A 16,551-nucleotide genomic window follows, 5' to 3' on the forward strand; every position below is an offset into this window, starting at 1 on the left:
GGTACTTTTGTTAATCGTTTTTCCTCAAAAATCATGAAACTTCGGAATTTTATCGTTTTTCAATGCTCTCAAAATTCTTCTTTAGGGCAAATTCAAAAGCCTCAATTCATTTTGATGATGGTTGCGGGTTTAATTATTTTAGGGGTTGGTGTTCCGGTTTTAGCAGAACGAAAAAGTGATGTGGAACGATTAATTAGTACCAATGAATGTCAACAATGCGATTTGAGTTCAGCAAATTTAGCAGAAGCGAAGTTAGAAGGGGCTGATTTATTGGGAGCTAATTTACAAAAAGCCAACCTGAGAGGCGCGAATTTAAAAGGGGCAGATTTAAGTTCAGCAAATTTAATTGAAGCGGATTTATCGGGGGCGGATTTAAGGGATACAAAATTCCAGAGCACAACCTTAAGAAAGGCAAATTTAAAGGGTGCTGATTTATCGTGGTCTGATCTTTATCAAGCGTTTTTAGAAGAAGCTCAATTTAATAATGCAAATTTATTAAATGCTAACCTCAATAATGCTAAATTACAAGGAACTAATTTTTGCGGGGCGACAATGCCCGATGGACAAAAAGGGGAATGTTAATTATTGTAAACTAGAAAGATCATCAACAATTTTGATTCTTCCGCGAGAAACTGCTCTGAGTAATCGATCAATGCAGCGCCTCTCTTCCTCTGAAAGAGATTCATCTAAAATGGCTGCCATTAATCCATAACGATCAGCGAGGGTTAACTGACCTGTCGTATTCACTTGGGCAAATAAATCGCTGAGAGCAGATTGTAAAAGTTGAACTTTCGGAACCATGGGAATTTAAGCTAAACTCAACACCCTAATCTTTACCGATTTTTTACAAATCAGGCGTGATTTTACAAAAGCTTTAAAGTGATTTCTACGAGTAGAATTTGTGACTGAGATAACTAGAATGTAGTGATAGCAGGGTAAGGAAAAGGTGATCTTGTGGTCTAGGAAATGTGATGGTGATCACGGTATAATTACAGTTGTAAACAATATTTTTTTCTTCCTTTAACGTTAAAATTCTGGATTGTATGGTTCATCCTTTAATTAGTCATTTTCAACGTTTAGCTTGTTATAATACCTTAGCTAATCAACGTTTATATTCAGCTTGTGCAGAATTAACCGATGCAGAACGTCAACAAATTCGACCTGCTTTTTTTAAGAGTATTCATAATACATTAAATCATATTTTGGTGGGCGATCGCATCTGGATGACTCGATTTTCGGGGGGTGAAATTTCCTCAACGGGGTTGGATACTATTCTATATGAAGATTTTGCTCAATTATGGCAAGCTCGTCAGCAAGAAGACGTTAAAATCGAAACGTTTTTTCAACACTTCGATGAAACTCGATTTGATCAAACCATTCGTTATCGCAATAATGCTGGAAATATTCATGATGATCCCATCGATATCTTAATCATGCACTTTTTTAACCATCAAACCCACCATCGCGGACAAATTCACGATATGTTAACTCAAACCATTGTTCAACCTCCAAGTTTAGATTTGCACCGAATTCTTAGACCAGATCCAAAAAACAAGTAGGGTGCGTAAGCGCAGCGCACGCACCACTAAACTTTTAACGATCTTCAACATATTGAAGCTTTAATTCTGAGTCTGATTTTGATGAAGAATAACGCATTTCTACAATGGCATTAACAGTCCAAACCATTAACACTAAAGTTAGAACTAACGAGAATAGATTACCCCCCCAATCTTGATTATAGCGATAATCTCGTTGAGGGCAAGGATAGGAATAGGGGCAAGTTCTATTTTGAGAACAGGGGGAAACGCCACAGGGATAATTATTGTTAAAATTGCAAGGCATAATTTTATTCTCCTCTAAATTAATGATTAAAAAAGGGGGATAGGTTGAAATATCCCCCAATGGTTTACTTAAGACGCTTGACGAATAGCTAACATTTGGAAATAGCGTTCTTGGGTTAAGCTATATTGGCAATAGTCCCGATTTTCAAACCACAAATTATCGTTGTCGCAGCGAAAACCAACTTTTTCTAAAATTCGCCGTGAAGGGTGGTTTTGGACTCGTGCATAAGCTGATAATTGGGGTTGGTTTAAGATTTCAAAGGCAATATTAATGGCGGCGTTTGCAAATTTTGTCCCTAACCCACGACCTTGATAGGGAGTATCAACGGCATAACCCAGTTGGGCGAAAGGAGAGCGATCACTATTATAAATTTTGACAAAACCGAACAAGGTTTTTTCTTGTTTATCGGTAACAAAATAGTTACCATAGCCATATTTTTGCCACTGTTTCCGCCACTGCTGTAACTCGCTTTGTGCCTGTTCGGGAGACAGTGCGCCAGCTAAAACCCATCTCATGATTTTGGGATTTTCCAACAGTTGAGCAGCAGTATTCCAAAACCGTTGATCACAGCACGTTACCAGGTTAAAGGAATCTAGGGTTAGTTTTTCAGGGGCTTTTTTCAGAAGCATTCTTTTGTCCTCAAGTGGTCTATGCCCCTAATTTATTCGGTTTAAACTGACCTGTAAATTGCAGGAAATAGAATTAAGTAGAAAGCTAGAATTAATATAATTAACTAGCATCAAATAGAACGAACTAGAATCAAATAGAATGATCAGTTAAACCTATTGATTAATTTTGAAATCTGATCTATTTTAAAGATAATGACAAGCGAATTGTCATCCTGAATGTAGTGAGATTCTTCGCTTCGCTCAGAATGACAACCAGAAAATAGTGAGCAATGGAGGGAATTTATGCTTTCTACCCAATATCAAGACAATGAAAAACAATTCCTTGAAGAGATAGCCCAAGAATGGGGGTTTAAGGATAGATGTAAATTAGTATTTATTGAACGATTTCTCCGTAGCAATGATGATTTAGAAAATAATGCTTTGGCTGATGTTTTGCAAGAAAATTTAAGCTTAGACAAGTCAATAGAGTCTCAGGAAGAGTATGTTAAACGGATTTTTACAGATTATTTAAGTAAAACAATATTCCCAAAAATGCAACGCAAGGGCTGTGATTTTAATGGGGCGCATAAAGATAAATGTCCAATTGCTAAACAGTGGTTGGAAGAAATTGTTTATCCTCAATGGTTAAAACAAACCCTTTGGAAGCAATTAAAAACAAAAACAACCGCTAAAAATAAAATGGGGGTGGTTTTAGCGGGAGATGTGGGAAATTTGGGGATGCGACATAAAACACCTTATCTGGACAAGGTTCCCAAGGATAGCGATATTTTGTTTAAAGTTAATTTAGATCAACCTGGACATTTGATATTATTAGAGCGAGAACCTTCTGGGGGAATGTGTTGTATCTGTCCCTCAGAATATGCTCCAGAATTTCAGGTGAAAGGAGGAGAGATTACTTTACCTCAATATCCCCCGTCTCCTTATCCGGCTTTTACCGCAACGGAGGAGGGACAAGAACAAATTTTAGCCGTTATTACTCCCGATAAACCGTCTTTAGATTGGTTAGAAAAAAGTCAACAGGAAGGGTTAGAACTGGATCATCAACATCTTGATGAATTGTTAACCTATGTAGAGAACTGTTCTACCTCCCAGGTATTTTATACAGAATATCAGGTTGTTTAAATCATTCAGAGTGAGCTTATTCTATTTCTAATTTAGAGCATTAATCGCCTTTCCTAACCTTGAATAATATTTAGGTGCAAGATGAAACTGATTCGTTGTTTAAAAAATTTAACGTCAAAGTTCATAAAACCGAAATCTCATCAACCACAACAACGGCTGAGGAATGGTGAAGAATTATGGAACCAACTCAACGCACAAGCTTTTCAACTTTATCAACAGGGTCAGTTTAATCAAGCAGTCATTCTAGCAGAACAAGCTTTAGAATTAGCACAATCTCTCTATCAAGGCGACCACCCTGACGTTGCATTAAGCCTGAATAATTTAGCAGAACTCTACCGCTCCCAAGGCAAGCTGAGTCAAGCTGAACCTTTATTGCAGCAAGCCTTAGCCATGAGGCAACGACTGTTTGAAGGCGATCACCCTGACGTTGCACAAAGCCTGAATAATTTAGCAGGACTCTATAAATCCCAAGGCAAGCCGAGTGAAGCCGAACCTTTATATCAGCAAGCACTAGCCATGTGGCAACGACTGTTTGAAGGCGATCACCCTGACGTTGCACAAAGCCTGAATAATTTAGCATTGCTCTATAAATCCCAAGGCAAACTGAGTGAAGCCGAACCTTTATATCAGCAAGCACTAGCCATGTGGCAACGACTGTTTGTAGGCGACCACCCTGACGTTGCATTAAGCCTGAATAATTTAGCAGGACTCTATAAATCCCAAGGCAAGCCGAGTGAAGCCGAACCTTTATATCAGCAAGCACTAGCCATGTGGCAACGACTGTTTGAAGGCGACCACCCTGACGTTGCATTAAGCCTGAATAATTTAGCAGGACTCTATAAATCCCAAGGCAAGCCGAGTGAAGCCGAACCTTTATATCAGCAAGCACTAGCCATGTGGCAACGACTGTTTGAAGGCGATCACCCTGACGTTGCACAAAGCCTGAATAATTTAGCATTGCTCTATAAATCCCAAGGCAAACTGAGTGCAGCCGAACCTTTATATCAGCAAGCACTAGCCATGTGGCAACGACTGTTTGAAGGCGACCACCCTGACGTTGCATTAAGCCTGAATAGTTTCGCAGTGTTCTACCAGTCCCAAGGCAAACTGAGTGCAGCCGAACCTTTATATCAGCAAGCCTTAGCCATGACGCAACGACTGTTTGTAGGCGACCACCCTAATATTGCATTAAGCTTGAATGATTTAGCATTTCTCTACTATTGCCAAGGCAAGCTGAGTGAAGCCGAACCTTTATGGCAGCAAGCTTTAGCCATGACGCAACGATTATTCCAAGGGGATCACCCTAATATTGCATCCAGCTTGAATAATTTAGCAGTGTTCTACCAGTTCCAAGGCAAACTGAGTCAAGCTGAACCTTTACTAGAAGAAGCCTTAGCCATGACGCAACGACTGTTTGAAGGCGACCACCCTGACGTTGGATCCAGCTTGAATAATTTAGCAGCACTCTACTATTTCCAAGGCAAGCTGAGTGAAGCCGAACCTTTATACCTGCAAGCCTTAGCCATGACGCAACGACTGTTTGAAGGCGACCACCCTAATATTGCATTAAGCTTGAATAATTTAGCAGAACTCTACCAGTCCCAAGGCAAACTGAGTGAAGCCGAACCTTTATTGCAGCAAGCTTTAACCATGAGGCAACGACTGTATGAAGGCGACCACCCTGACGTTGCACAAAGCCTGAATAGTTTCGCAGTGTTCTACCAGTCCCAAGGCAAACTGAGTGAAGCCGAACCTTTATGGCAGCAAGCTTTAGCCATGAGGCAACGACTGTATGAAGGCGACCACCCTGAAATTGCACAAAGCCTGAATAATTTAGCAGTGCTCTACAAGTCCCAAGGCAAGCTGAGTTCAGCCGAACCTTTATATCAGCAAGCCTTAGCTATGAAGCAACGACTGTATGAAGGCGACCACCCTGAAATTGCCACAAGCCTGAATAATTTAGCACTCTTACTGATTAATAGTGATCGCCCAACGGAAGCTTTAGAATTAATGCAGCAAGCGATCGCGATAGATGATCGCCTTTTGCGTACCAATTTTGCTTATAGTTCAGAACGCGATCGCCTCACCTATATCGACAATATTAGATATCGGTTTGATCACTTTCTTTCTCTAATTTCAACTTATTTTTCCGACTCTCCCAAAGCTGCAAAAATCGCCTTAGACGTTGTTCTTAAACGTAAATGTATCACCGCCACTGCCTTAGCTGCCTTTAATTTTGCCATTTATAGTGAACCCTATTCCCACCTGCAACCGGAATTTCAACGGTTACGATCCTTGCGAGAACAGTTAACCCATCTGATGTTTGATTCGCCTTTCATCCAACGCCAAGAACCCCTAGAACAGTATCGTCTCCGCCGCCGTGAACATCAAAACTTAGTCACAGAATTACAACAAGAATGTGAACAATTAGAAAAACAACTCGCTTCCCAAGTTCCAGAAATTCAACTACAAGACCAAGAAACCGACAGACGGGCGGTGGCGTTGGCATTACCTGAAGGCTCTGCTTTAGTGGAGTTTGTGCGGTTTAATGTCTATGATTTTAAAGCGGATCAATGGCAACCTGCCCAATATTTGGCGTTTGTTTTACCTGCTCAACAACCCGATGCGGTGCAGATGATTTTATTAGGAGATGCAGAACCCATTGAACGGTTAATTAAGGTATTTCGAGAAACGATATCTGAACTGAGATTAAAAGATTTAGGGGTACGCCATAAAGGACAACCTGCTCAACAAATATCTTATCAAGAAGCGGGGATAAAATTACGAGAGGCGATTTATAATCCGATTTTAGAACAGGTGAATTTAGCCGAATATTCCCATTTAATGATTGCCCCCGATGCTGAATTAAATCTAGTTCCCTTTGGGATTTTACCCTTAGATAATAGTGGAAAACAGCTATTAATTGATCGCTATCAAATTAGTTATTTGAGTGCAGGGCGAGATATTCTGCGGGGAATGGTTCAAACAGAACGCCCTGCGTCTGCTCCTATTATTGTGGCTGATCCTGATTTTAATTTATCTAGTAGTGAGGGCTTTAGCCCTCAGAAAAGCCCTGAAGGGCTTACTACGAATGATGTGATTAAACGTTTGGGTGGAGACTATTTTGATCCGGTTCCCGAAACGGGACTATTAGCGGAAACCGTAGCGGAAAAATTAGGCGTTAAACCTTATTTGCAGCAACAAGCTTTAGAACCTTTGTTCGGTCGTTTGAATTGTCCTAATATTTTGTTAATTGCCACTCACGGTTATTTTAATTCTGGGGATAATCCTTATTTTAAGTTAATTCTGTTGTTATTGCAATCTCCCGATGGCAAGGAAGAGGAGATTTTACAGAATCATCCGAATTTATTAAATCAAACTTTAATCAATTGCATGGAAACTGTTATTGATATTTTGGAAAAACAAGGAGATATCAATGCAGCAACTTGGTTACATAACTTTATTCCTATCGTTCAAAAAATTATCGATAATTCCGAAACTAAAAATTCATCCATTCCCCCTTTATTAAGTGGAGTTAGGGGAGAGAAAATTCAAGGTTTAAGGAATCGCGATCGCTTTTCTTCTACTCCTATTGATAACTCCCTAATGCGTTCCGGTTTAGCCTTAGCAGGCGCTAATACTTGGAAATTAGGAGGAGATTTACCCCCCGAAGCCGGAAAAGGGTTTTTATTCGCCCAAGATGTGGCAGTTTTGGATTTATGGCAAAATGAATTAACCATATTAATTGCTTGTGAAAGTGGGTTAGGAGATGTTAAAATTGGTGAGGGAGTATTTGGATTACGTCGAGCGTTTGCAGTGGCAGGTTGTAAAACTTTAGTGATGAGTTTATGGTCAGTTCCCACGAAAGCCAGTATATTATTAATGAATCAATTCTTAGATTTATTAAAATCCGGTTATGGTCGGTATGAAGCGTTAACAACGGCTCAAAATTATATTCGTTCTGTGACTATTCAAGAATTACAACAATTTCCTTTAGGTCAAGAGATTTTAGAAGAACTCAAAAAAGAATTAAATTGGAGTCCTAATTATATTAATAATAATCCTAATACTCAAGTTTTAAATCATCCTTATTTTTGGGCAGCTTGGGTCTGTCAAGGAGACACAAATCCATTTCCTGCTGGAATAACCTTCCCTCTAAATTGATGATACAGATGATCCGTAAATCCCACGTAGAGACGCGCCATGGCACGTCTCTACACAATACGGATGCGTAGCAAACATTTAAAGATTTCATATTATTAAATATTGATTTTGCCTAATTTTTAGCTACTTTTGAAGGTGCGCTACACTGAAGTTAAACATTTAAGGTTAACTCAATGTATCCACTGTTAACAGGAAAATTAAAGGTAGAACGATTAACGGTTGCTATTGCTAATCTACCGCTTCAATTAAAGGGGATTAGAATAGTACAGATGTCGGATTTTCATTATGATGGGTTGCGATTATCTAAACAATTGTTAAAAGAAGCGATCGCTGTTACCAATGCAGCAAAACCTGATTTAATTGTATTAACAGGAGATTATGTCACCCATGATCCTAAACCGATTACTCAACTGACAACTTACCTTAAACAATTATCGAGTAAATCAGGAATTTATGCCGTTTTAGGCAACCATGATCATTATTATCATCATTCTAAAACAATCGTTACTGAAGCTTTAAATCAAATTGGAATACAGGTACTTTGTAATCAAGTGGTTTATCCTTTGGGTTCAGAACTTGCCTTAGTTGGGTTAGGAGATTTAAAATCAAAACAATTCCAACCTCAACCGATAATGAATACCTTAGATGAAACCATCCCTAGAATTATTTTAACCCATAACCCCGATACTGCCGAAATTTTAAAGCAATGGCGAGTTGATTTACAACTATCGGGTCATACTCACGGCGGTCAAATCGTATTACCTAAAATCGGGGTACTTCCTTCTTTTTTACCTCCCATTCGTCGCCGTATTCCTAAACCTTTACGGCGGTGGATTCCTTTTATTTCTCATTGTAAATCAGTTTATAAACATTGGAATTGGGCATCAGGATTACATCAAGTTGGTAGGAATTATCTCTATGTAAATCGCGGTTTAGGAACCTATTTACCCGGACGTTGGAATTGTCCACCAGAAGTGACTGTGATTACATTAAAGCCTCAACCTTAATGAATTAGATTGTATAAGAATGAACCCTAAATACTGGCTATTTTAATAGATTATTTAATCCCCTAAAAAGAATCGGAGGCAGAGCCTCCGGTTGGCATTCCCAAGGTAGAACCTTGGAACGAGGGGAAGGGTTAAAGTTGTCCGAAACCTTTTTTCTTTTTCTCTTTCTTTTTCTTAGCTTTAGGAGCACCTGGATAACCCCCTCTCATGCCACCCATTCCGGGCATACCCATCCCCGGCATACCCATTCCAGGCATACCCATTCCGGGCATCATTCCTTGACTCATTTGTTGCATCATCACCCGCATTTTCTGGAAGTCACTCACTAACTTCATCACATCTTTTTCTTGCATTCCAGACCCTTTAGCAATGCGTTTGCGACGGGAGGGAGAACTGGCTAATAAATCGGGGTTTTTGCGTTCATCAACGGTCATGGAATTAATCATCGCTTCTGAACGTTTGAGTTGCGCTTCTCCCTGGTCTAATTGGTCTTGGGAAATCTTATTCATCCCCGGAATTAACTTAATTAATCCCCCCAAAGACCCCATATTTTTCATCATTCTAGTTTGACGCAGGAAGTCGGTAAAATCGAATTTTGCCGTAACAATTTTTTCCTGCATTTTCTCGGCATCTGCCAAGTCAAATTCCTCTTGGGCTTTTTCAACTAAGGTTAAAATATCGCCCATGCCTAAAATTCGAGAAGCAACTCGGTCTGGATAAAACGGTTGTAAAGCTTCGACTTTTTCACCCACCCCAACAAATTTAATCGGAGCCCCGGATACCCGACGAATTGATAGCGCCGCCCCACCACGACTATCCCCATCCATCTTGGTTAAAATAGCCCCGGTTATCCCCACTTGGTCATTAAAAGTACGGGTTAAATTAGCGGCTTCTTGACCTGTCATGGCATCAACCACTAACAAGGTTTCATGGGGTTCAATGGTTTCTTTAATTTGCGCTAATTCCGCCATCATATCTTGGTCGATTTGCAGACGTCCGGCGGTGTCAATAATAACGGTATCAATATCGTGATTTCGGGCATATTCTACCCCTTGACGGGCAATTTCTACCGGGTCTGTATCGGTTCCCATTTCAAACACAGGAACGTTAATTTGTTTTCCTAATGTGATTAATTGATTAATCGCGGCAGGTCGATAAATGTCCGTTGCAACTAACAAAGCGGTGCGATTTTCTTTTCTTAAATGCAGAGCTAATTTAGCTGTTGCGGTGGTTTTTCCTGTTCCTTGTAACCCCGCCATTAAAATAATTGTTGGAGCCGTGTCCGCTTGGGCAAGGGGAACGTTACTTTCCCCCATAACATTGACTAATTCATCATGGACAATCTTAACAAACTGTTCCCCCGGTCGCACACCGGACACGACCTGCGCCCCCTGGGCTTTTTCGCCAACTTCCGCGACAAACTCTTTAACCACTTGCAGGTTAACATCCGCTTCCAGAAGAGCGCGACGGACTTCTTTTAAGGCATCTTGAATATTAGACTCACTAATTTTATCCTGACCTCGGAGTTTTTTCCAGGCGGATTCAAAGCGTTCACTTAGGGCATCAAACATAGCAATTAGTTTAGGGATCAGATTAACTTCACCCTCTATAATAATATTGAAAGGGCTTTTATTGTTCGATAATCCCTGTTTAGGGGCGAGGTAACCTCGCCCTTACAATTGTAGCGGAGAAAAATTGAGTTAATCTCGTTTTATATTTTCTATCTTTTCATCAAAAATTGCACCCCGATGGATTAAATCTGCTTTCACTTCGTCGGAAATTCCCGAATCATGCCAGAGTCGAGCTTCTTTAACATTAGCACCCGTAAAATCCACGTTGACTAAATTTGTTAAAGCTAATCCTGCTTGATATAAATCGGCATTTTTTAAACAAGCTCCGCTTAAATTAGCATCGCTTAAATTGCAGTTACTTAAATTGGCTTCTTCTAAATTAACATTCGTTAAATTCGAGCCGCTTAAATTCGCTAAAGCTAAACTAACCCGATGCAAATCTGCTCCTGTTAAATCCGCATCACTTAATAATGCTCCGCTTAAATCGGCTCCTCCTAAATTTGCATTTCTTAAATCAGAACAGGTTAAATCAATATCGCTTAAATCGGCTCCGCGTAAATAAGCATTTGTTAGTTTTGCACCACTTAACGTTAATCCCCTTAAATTAGCTCCTAATAGTTTCGCGTCAGCAAAATCTTCTAAGGGATTTAAACCCGCAATTTCTGCTAAGTCTAAAAAGTTATCGGTTTTTGCTGATATAACCCCTTGAACAGTTGTTTGCAAATCCGCAAAATGACAGCCTTGAGCCGCTGCTTTTTGGGTTAATAATTGCAAATCTTCATGGCTATTATAGTGGAGTGCCATTTCGTGAATATCGGCGGGTAGGGGTTGTTCCTGTAACCACAGGACAAGTTTGCGTTCTAATACCGCCAAGCGATTTGGGCTGAGATTATGGGGCCAAAGTCCTTCTACACCAGTCATAGGAATTTTGATTGTTAGGTTTATTGATATAAGTCAATGGTTATAATTGAAAATTACAGGGTAAACCTGGATATTCATAGATTTCCACCAACCTAATCTTCATTTTCCTCAAAAATTGCCCCTCGTTTGACTAACTCCAATTTAATTCTGCCGGAAATTCCCAAAGCGTGGGTAAAATTAACGTTTTCTACGTTTGCATCTTTCATCTCGGCGCGACTAAAATTAGCTCCGGTTAAGTTAGCCCCTTGGAAGTTGACCCCCGTTAACTCAGCATATTGAAAATTGGTGTCGGTGAGATTGGCATAACTTAAATTAGCATGGGGTAAATAGGCACTCATGAAGTCGGCTTTGGTTAAATTAGCATAACTTAAATTCGCCCTTGGCATTTTGGTGCGTAAATCAGCTTCAATTAAATTAGCATTGCTTAAATCTGCATCCCGTAAATTAGAATTGGTCAAAATAGCATGGTTTAAATTAGCGGCTTTTAAATTAGCTCCACTCAAATCTGCTAACGTTAAATTGGCATAACTGAGGTTGGTTTGTTCGAGGTTTGCTTCTCGTAAATCAGCATAACTAAAATCAAGATGGCTTAAATCTATTCCGGCAAAATCGATTAAGGGATCTAAGCCAATTGCTTCGGCTTGATGTAAAATATTTCCGGGATTTTCAGTTAAAAAGGGTCTAAAGATAGCCTGATGTTGTTGAGAATAGGCTTGAACTTGATCCCATTGTTCTAACTGTTCATGGATTAATTTTAAATGATTAAAAGCACTGCCTTGACTGGGATAATTTTGATGAGCTTGGGCGAGGATTAATTGATGTTGATAAGCGTCAATGGCTTGTTCCCATTGTTCTTGAGCTAGATAAATTTTTCCTAATCCTGAAAATGCCTGTTCTTCTGTATAGGGATCTAATAATTGACGGGCGAGTGCTAACCGTTGATTTTGGTAATCTAGGGCGTTGGAATATTCTTTTAAATTATAATAAATATTAGTGAGATTAACTAAAGCATTCAGTTCGCCTTTGGGGTCATCAATTTCACGGGAGATGGCTAAATGTTGTTGATAGCAATTAATGGCAAATTCTGGGCTTAATAAAGCCTCATGAACAGCGCCTAAATTACCCCAGGCTGCCCCTTCCCGTTTATGCTCCTGTAGGTTTCGATAAGATTGGAGGGCTTCTTGCCAACAGGACAAAGCCGCTTGATATTGACCTGTTTGGTAGTAGGAAATTCCCTGTTTAAATAATTCGTTGGCTTGCTCTAACATTGGCATAGGGGACTGAATAGATTCTCTAATCCAGATTAAGCCAAATTTGCCCCTTTGAAACGATTTGTAGGGGCGAGGTTTTCTCGCCCCCTATCCCCAAAGGGACTCACGGTTAATTTAAGTTTCCGTCGCCCGTTGAGTTGGAGGTAAAATTACTTTTTGAGCTAAACCAACGGTTTTTAATACCCAAATTGACCACCAAGTCATATCAATTTCCCACCATTTCCAACCCGCTTTCGCCACATTAGGATAGGCGTGATGGTTATTATGCCATCCTTCTCCATATGTGAAAATTGCCGCCCACCAAAGGTTACGAGAATTATCATCGGTGTCAAAGGTACGGTATCCCCACATATGGGTCACGGAGTTAATAAACCAGGTGCTATGCCATAACAGCACAGCCCGTAAAAATACGCCATAAACCAACCATGACCAACCGCCAATGCTGTAAAGTAGCACAGCAATGGGAATTTGCAGTAACAGATGATAACGATCTAACCAACAATAAAACGGATCTCGCGTTAAATCAGGGGCAAATCGTTTGTAATGGTCAGCATCAAAAAAGGTTTGACGAGGGTAGAAAATCCATAACATATGACTCCACCAAAATCCTCGACGGGCGGAGTAAGGATCTTTATCTTCATCTTCCGTATAAGCATGATGCAAACGGTGTCCGGCGACCCAAAAAATCGGGCCTCCTTGTAATGCACAAACCCCAATTAAAGTAATCGCATATTCTAACCATTGGGGAACTTTAAAACTGCGATGGCTTAATAAACGATGGTAGCCTAAACAAATACCAATACTGCCAAAAAACCAGTGTAGAAATATTGTGATTCCTAAAGCTGACCAAGAAAAACACCAAGGTGCGAATAAAGCTAACGCATGAATTACGCTGAAAAACGCAACTGTTAAACCGTTTAACTTCGGTTCATTTTCAGGTGAAGTTGCGACTTGAGACGTCATGAAAATCTCCTCAACCAAATAAATGTTTTATCAATCAATGGGGGTGAATCTCGGTAGATTTTAAGATAACAGAAAATTTTGGAAATCTTCCCCTCCCTAACAAAATTTTTAGATTAAATATCCCCCTTTATGTTGCTCCTGAATGGCAGGATGTTGATGAGTGGAGTCAGTTGCCTTTGTTTGAGTTAAAACCAAAATTTATCCTGGGGTTGTGGGAGTTAACATCAAAGGGGTAATGGCTGGGTCTTGATAACTCCCTTGATGATAAAGTGTTTGCACCGCATTGGCGAGTTTTTGAATGGGTGCATCTTTCAAACAAAAGCCATTTGCTCCTGCTTCTAACGCCTCTGATAGAATTGATTCTTGGTCAGGCGTTACCAAAACTAAAATTTTGGAGGGAATTACATAGGAATTTCCTTGAGCTTTTCGCGCCATGCGAATAAACTTGACCAAATTCATATCCGGTAGAGTGCTATCAACCACCGCAACATCAACATCAATCGATTCGAGTAAAACCAAGCCTGTTTCAGCATTTGTGGCTTCACTAGCGACTTCTATTCCGGGTTGCGATCGCAAATTTTTCCGTAGGTTCAGACGGGTTTCCTCTTCATCTTCAATTACAGCTACCTGAATTATATCATGTTTTTGTTGAATTTTCGTATAGCTGTCACATTCAGATAAATCATTGGGAGCACCACAGGCTGAAATTGTGCCGATAGAGTCTATATCTGCGGGAGTATGCTGTTTAAATTGTGCCATTTGTTCAGCACTTAAAATCTTAGATTCATCAAAGCCAAATTCAACCTCGGTATGCAATCCTTTTTGTTTCACCCGGCTTAAATTATAGAATCGTTTATTAAGGGTTGTTTTCACAAATGCCCACAGACAACCGAGTAAATAACGGCGTTTAAACGGATCTTTTTCAAACCAATATTCCAGAAACTTCCAAGAATAAAATCGGGCATAATTCCGCAGCACTCCTTTAAGAACATCTTCCCGCGTCATATTATCGGGTTTAATAATCGGAGTGACGAAATTATAATGGGAATAATCCCGAATTTCCACTTTATCTGCTAAATCTTGGAACAGTTCAGAAAACGGCCAAGGAGTATACATATTCCAGTTGGTCATATCTGCTTTCCAATCTCGCGCCATGCGATAGGATTCTTCAATGGTTTCTGGGGTTTCATTGGGTAATCCCATAATAAACTGAACTTCCGCCAAAATCCCATTTTCTCGCAACAATTGAACGGCTTTTTTATTATCCGCAATGGTCGTTTCTTTACGGAATAAATTCAAGTTTAATTGAGCAGCAGCTTCCGTTCCTAATGACACATGAACTAATCCCGCTTTGCGATATAACGGGAGTTCTTTTTCATCTCTGAGAATATCCGTAACGCGCGTATTAATTCCCCAATGTACCCCTAAATTGCGATCAATTAATTCATTGCATAATGCCATAAATCTTGATTTATTGATCGTCGGTTCTTCATCAGCTAAAATGAAAAATCCAATATTATGCTCTTTTACTAAGGTTTCAATTTCATCCACAAAATGTTTCGGCGACCGAGAGCGATATTTGCGCCAGAATTTCCATTGACAACAAAACCGACACCGGAAGGGACAACCTCTGGAATAATTGGGAACCGCAACTCTCGTATTGAGAGGAGTATAAATATATTTATCCCAATCTAATAAACTCCAATCTGGGGTTAAAGTGTTTAAATCTTTAATCGGAGGATGGGCTGGAGTTGCCACCACTCTGCCTTCATCTAAAAAAGCAATTCCTAAGATAGTTTGACGGTCTATTTTATCAGTACCATTAGCGATCGCTCTTAATAAATTAACCGTAATTTCTTCCCCTTCTCCCCGAATAATATAATCCACCCAAGGCGCTTCACTCAAAACTTCCCGATACATATAAGTGGGGTGAACTCCACCCATAATGGCCTTTGCATTCGGGCAAATTTGTTTAACTAATTTCAGGGTACTTTGAGACTTATAAATCATCGGAGTAATGGCCGTTGCTAAGACCACATCCGGTTGACGATCTTGCAAAATTTTCGCTAATTCGTCATCTTCAATAAAGTTACTCATCGCATCGACAAATTCGATGTCGGTAAACCCTGCGGTTTTCAACGCACCCCCCACATAGGGAGCCCAACTGGCCGGCCAATTTCCGGCAATTTCAGCCCCGCCAGAGTGATAATTCGGTTGAATCAACATGATCCGCATTTGCTTTCCTCCTGAAACCCTCAGTTTCTCTTCAGATTTGCGAACTCATGGAGATTATATGACTATATAGGAATCAAATGAGCAACGTTATCATAATTTAACACTTCGTAGTGACGGGTTGACGGCTCAAAGCCCTGAAGGGCTTACTATATCGGGGGTAGGATAACCCTGATATTGTTCCTGGATGATTCAAGTTATGCTTCAAGTTCCGTCTCTTCAATTTCCGTCTCTTCAATTTCCGAAAAATCTACTTGTTCATAAAGTTCGCTTAAAGTAAATTGGAATTCAACGGAACTCAGAGAGATAATATCCTGATCTGAGTCATATTCGGTAAATCTCCATTGTTTTTCTCCCGTTTTTGAATAGTGTTCCAAATAATAAGCATTTTGGTCAATTAAAATATATTCTTGGAATGTAGGAATAGAGCGATAAAAGCGAAATTTATCAGTTTTATCGTAACCTTCTGTTGATTTTGATAAAACCTCAACGATAATGGTGGGGTTAGTGACAGTGGTGGTATTTTTTCCTTGGTAAGTAGGCTTTCCCTGAATTACCATCACATCAGGATAAACATAGCGTCGGGTGGCGGGTATCCAGAGGCGAACGTCGCCGATAAATAGCCGATATTTTTGTTCTTTGATGGTCAAAGGGAATTTTTTGTAAAAGTTTCCTGCAATTTGGTTGTGGTTGGTGGTGCCACCCGTCATCGGTATAATTTCTCCATCGTGATATTCGCTTTTATATTCTGCGGTTTCCTCTAGGGTGAGGTATTCTTCCGGGGTGTAAGTGCGTTTTTGGGTTGTGTTAGTTTCGAGTAGTTGCATAA

General features: G+C 40.0%; 14 protein-coding genes. 5 read left to right on the top strand and 9 right to left on the bottom strand.

The features are described from left to right. Positions 1–33: 33 nt before the first annotated feature. Positions 34–582 (top strand): pentapeptide repeat-containing protein, encoded by a 549-nt coding sequence (locus NMK36_RS13300; protein WP_083580103.1) that lies wholly within the window; start codon positions 34–36, stop codon positions 580–582. Here NMK36_RS13300 and NMK36_RS13305 read toward each other — a convergent pair whose 3' ends face one another. After that, positions 583–801: a hypothetical protein gene (locus NMK36_RS13305; protein WP_072720513.1), complete on the bottom strand. Its 219-nt coding sequence runs from the start codon at positions 799–801 to the stop codon at positions 583–585. A gap of 242 nt (positions 802–1,043) precedes the next feature. Here NMK36_RS13305 and NMK36_RS13310 point away from each other — a divergent pair, with 242 nt between their 5' ends. Continuing rightward, a complete protein-coding gene (locus NMK36_RS13310) occupies positions 1,044–1,559 on the top strand; it encodes a DinB family protein (protein WP_254173938.1) in 516 nt (171 codons plus the stop codon). A 34-nt stretch (positions 1,560–1,593) separates the two neighbouring features. Here the strand turns inward: NMK36_RS13310 and NMK36_RS13315 are convergent, their stop codons facing one another. Continuing rightward, positions 1,594–1,842, bottom strand: a complete 249-nt coding sequence (locus tag NMK36_RS13315) for a hypothetical protein (protein WP_254173939.1) — start codon at positions 1,840–1,842, stop codon at positions 1,594–1,596. 68 nt (positions 1,843–1,910) lie between these two features. Continuing rightward, complete coding sequence (locus tag NMK36_RS13320) at positions 1,911–2,471, bottom strand: GNAT family N-acetyltransferase (RefSeq protein ID WP_254173940.1); 561 nt, start codon at positions 2,469–2,471, stop codon at positions 1,911–1,913. A 282-nt stretch (positions 2,472–2,753) separates the two neighbouring features. On the opposite strand from NMK36_RS13320, the gene NMK36_RS13325 reads away from it, so the two are divergent. The 3 genes from NMK36_RS13325 to NMK36_RS13335 all read left to right on the top strand — a co-directional run bounded on the left by NMK36_RS13325 (position 2,754) and on the right by NMK36_RS13335 (position 8,764). After that, positions 2,754–3,593, top strand: a complete 840-nt coding sequence (locus NMK36_RS13325; RefSeq protein WP_254173941.1) for a DUF4384 domain-containing protein — start codon at positions 2,754–2,756, stop codon at positions 3,591–3,593. An 81-nt stretch (positions 3,594–3,674) separates the two neighbouring features. Beyond that, positions 3,675–7,757 carry a CHAT domain-containing tetratricopeptide repeat protein gene (locus NMK36_RS13330; RefSeq protein WP_254173942.1) on the top strand — a complete coding sequence of 1,361 codons (4,083 nt, stop codon included), beginning with the start codon at positions 3,675–3,677 and terminating at the stop codon, positions 7,755–7,757. A gap of 173 nt (positions 7,758–7,930) precedes the next feature. After that, a complete protein-coding gene (locus NMK36_RS13335) occupies positions 7,931–8,764 on the top strand; it encodes a metallophosphoesterase (RefSeq protein ID WP_254173943.1) in 834 nt (277 codons plus the stop codon). Between the two features lie 131 nt (positions 8,765–8,895). On the opposite strand, the gene ffh is transcribed toward NMK36_RS13335, so the two are convergent. The 6 genes from ffh to NMK36_RS13365 all read right to left on the bottom strand — a co-directional run bounded on the left by ffh (position 8,896) and on the right by NMK36_RS13365 (position 16,549). Further along, positions 8,896–10,335: a signal recognition particle protein gene (gene ffh, locus NMK36_RS13340; protein WP_072720520.1), complete on the bottom strand. Its 1,440-nt coding sequence runs from the start codon at positions 10,333–10,335 to the stop codon at positions 8,896–8,898. A 129-nt stretch (positions 10,336–10,464) separates the two neighbouring features. Beyond that, on the bottom strand, positions 10,465–11,256 hold the full coding sequence (locus NMK36_RS13345) for a pentapeptide repeat-containing protein (RefSeq protein WP_072720521.1): 792 nt from the start codon (positions 11,254–11,256) through the stop codon (positions 10,465–10,467). A 92-nt stretch (positions 11,257–11,348) separates the two neighbouring features. After that, the gene (locus NMK36_RS13350) at positions 11,349–12,530 is read right to left on the bottom strand and encodes a pentapeptide repeat-containing protein (protein ID WP_245824310.1); all 1,182 of its coding nucleotides are present in this window, start codon (positions 12,528–12,530) and stop codon (positions 11,349–11,351) included. A gap of 111 nt (positions 12,531–12,641) precedes the next feature. Next, positions 12,642–13,490 (bottom strand): acyl-CoA desaturase, encoded by an 849-nt coding sequence (locus NMK36_RS13355; protein ID WP_072720523.1) that lies wholly within the window; start codon positions 13,488–13,490, stop codon positions 12,642–12,644. Between the two features lie 198 nt (positions 13,491–13,688). After that, positions 13,689–15,725: a magnesium-protoporphyrin IX monomethyl ester anaerobic oxidative cyclase gene (gene bchE / locus NMK36_RS13360; protein ID WP_072720524.1), complete on the bottom strand. Its 2,037-nt coding sequence runs from the start codon at positions 15,723–15,725 to the stop codon at positions 13,689–13,691. 194 nt (positions 15,726–15,919) lie between these two features. Next, positions 15,920–16,549, bottom strand: coding sequence for a Uma2 family endonuclease (locus NMK36_RS13365; RefSeq protein ID WP_072720525.1), 630 nt, complete (start codon positions 16,547–16,549; stop codon positions 15,920–15,922). Positions 16,550–16,551 lie beyond the last annotated feature (2 nt).

The sequence above is a fragment of the Planktothrix pseudagardhii genome (assembly GCF_904830925.1).
Lineage (GTDB): Bacteria > Cyanobacteriota > Cyanobacteriia > Cyanobacteriales > Microcoleaceae > Planktothrix > Planktothrix tepida.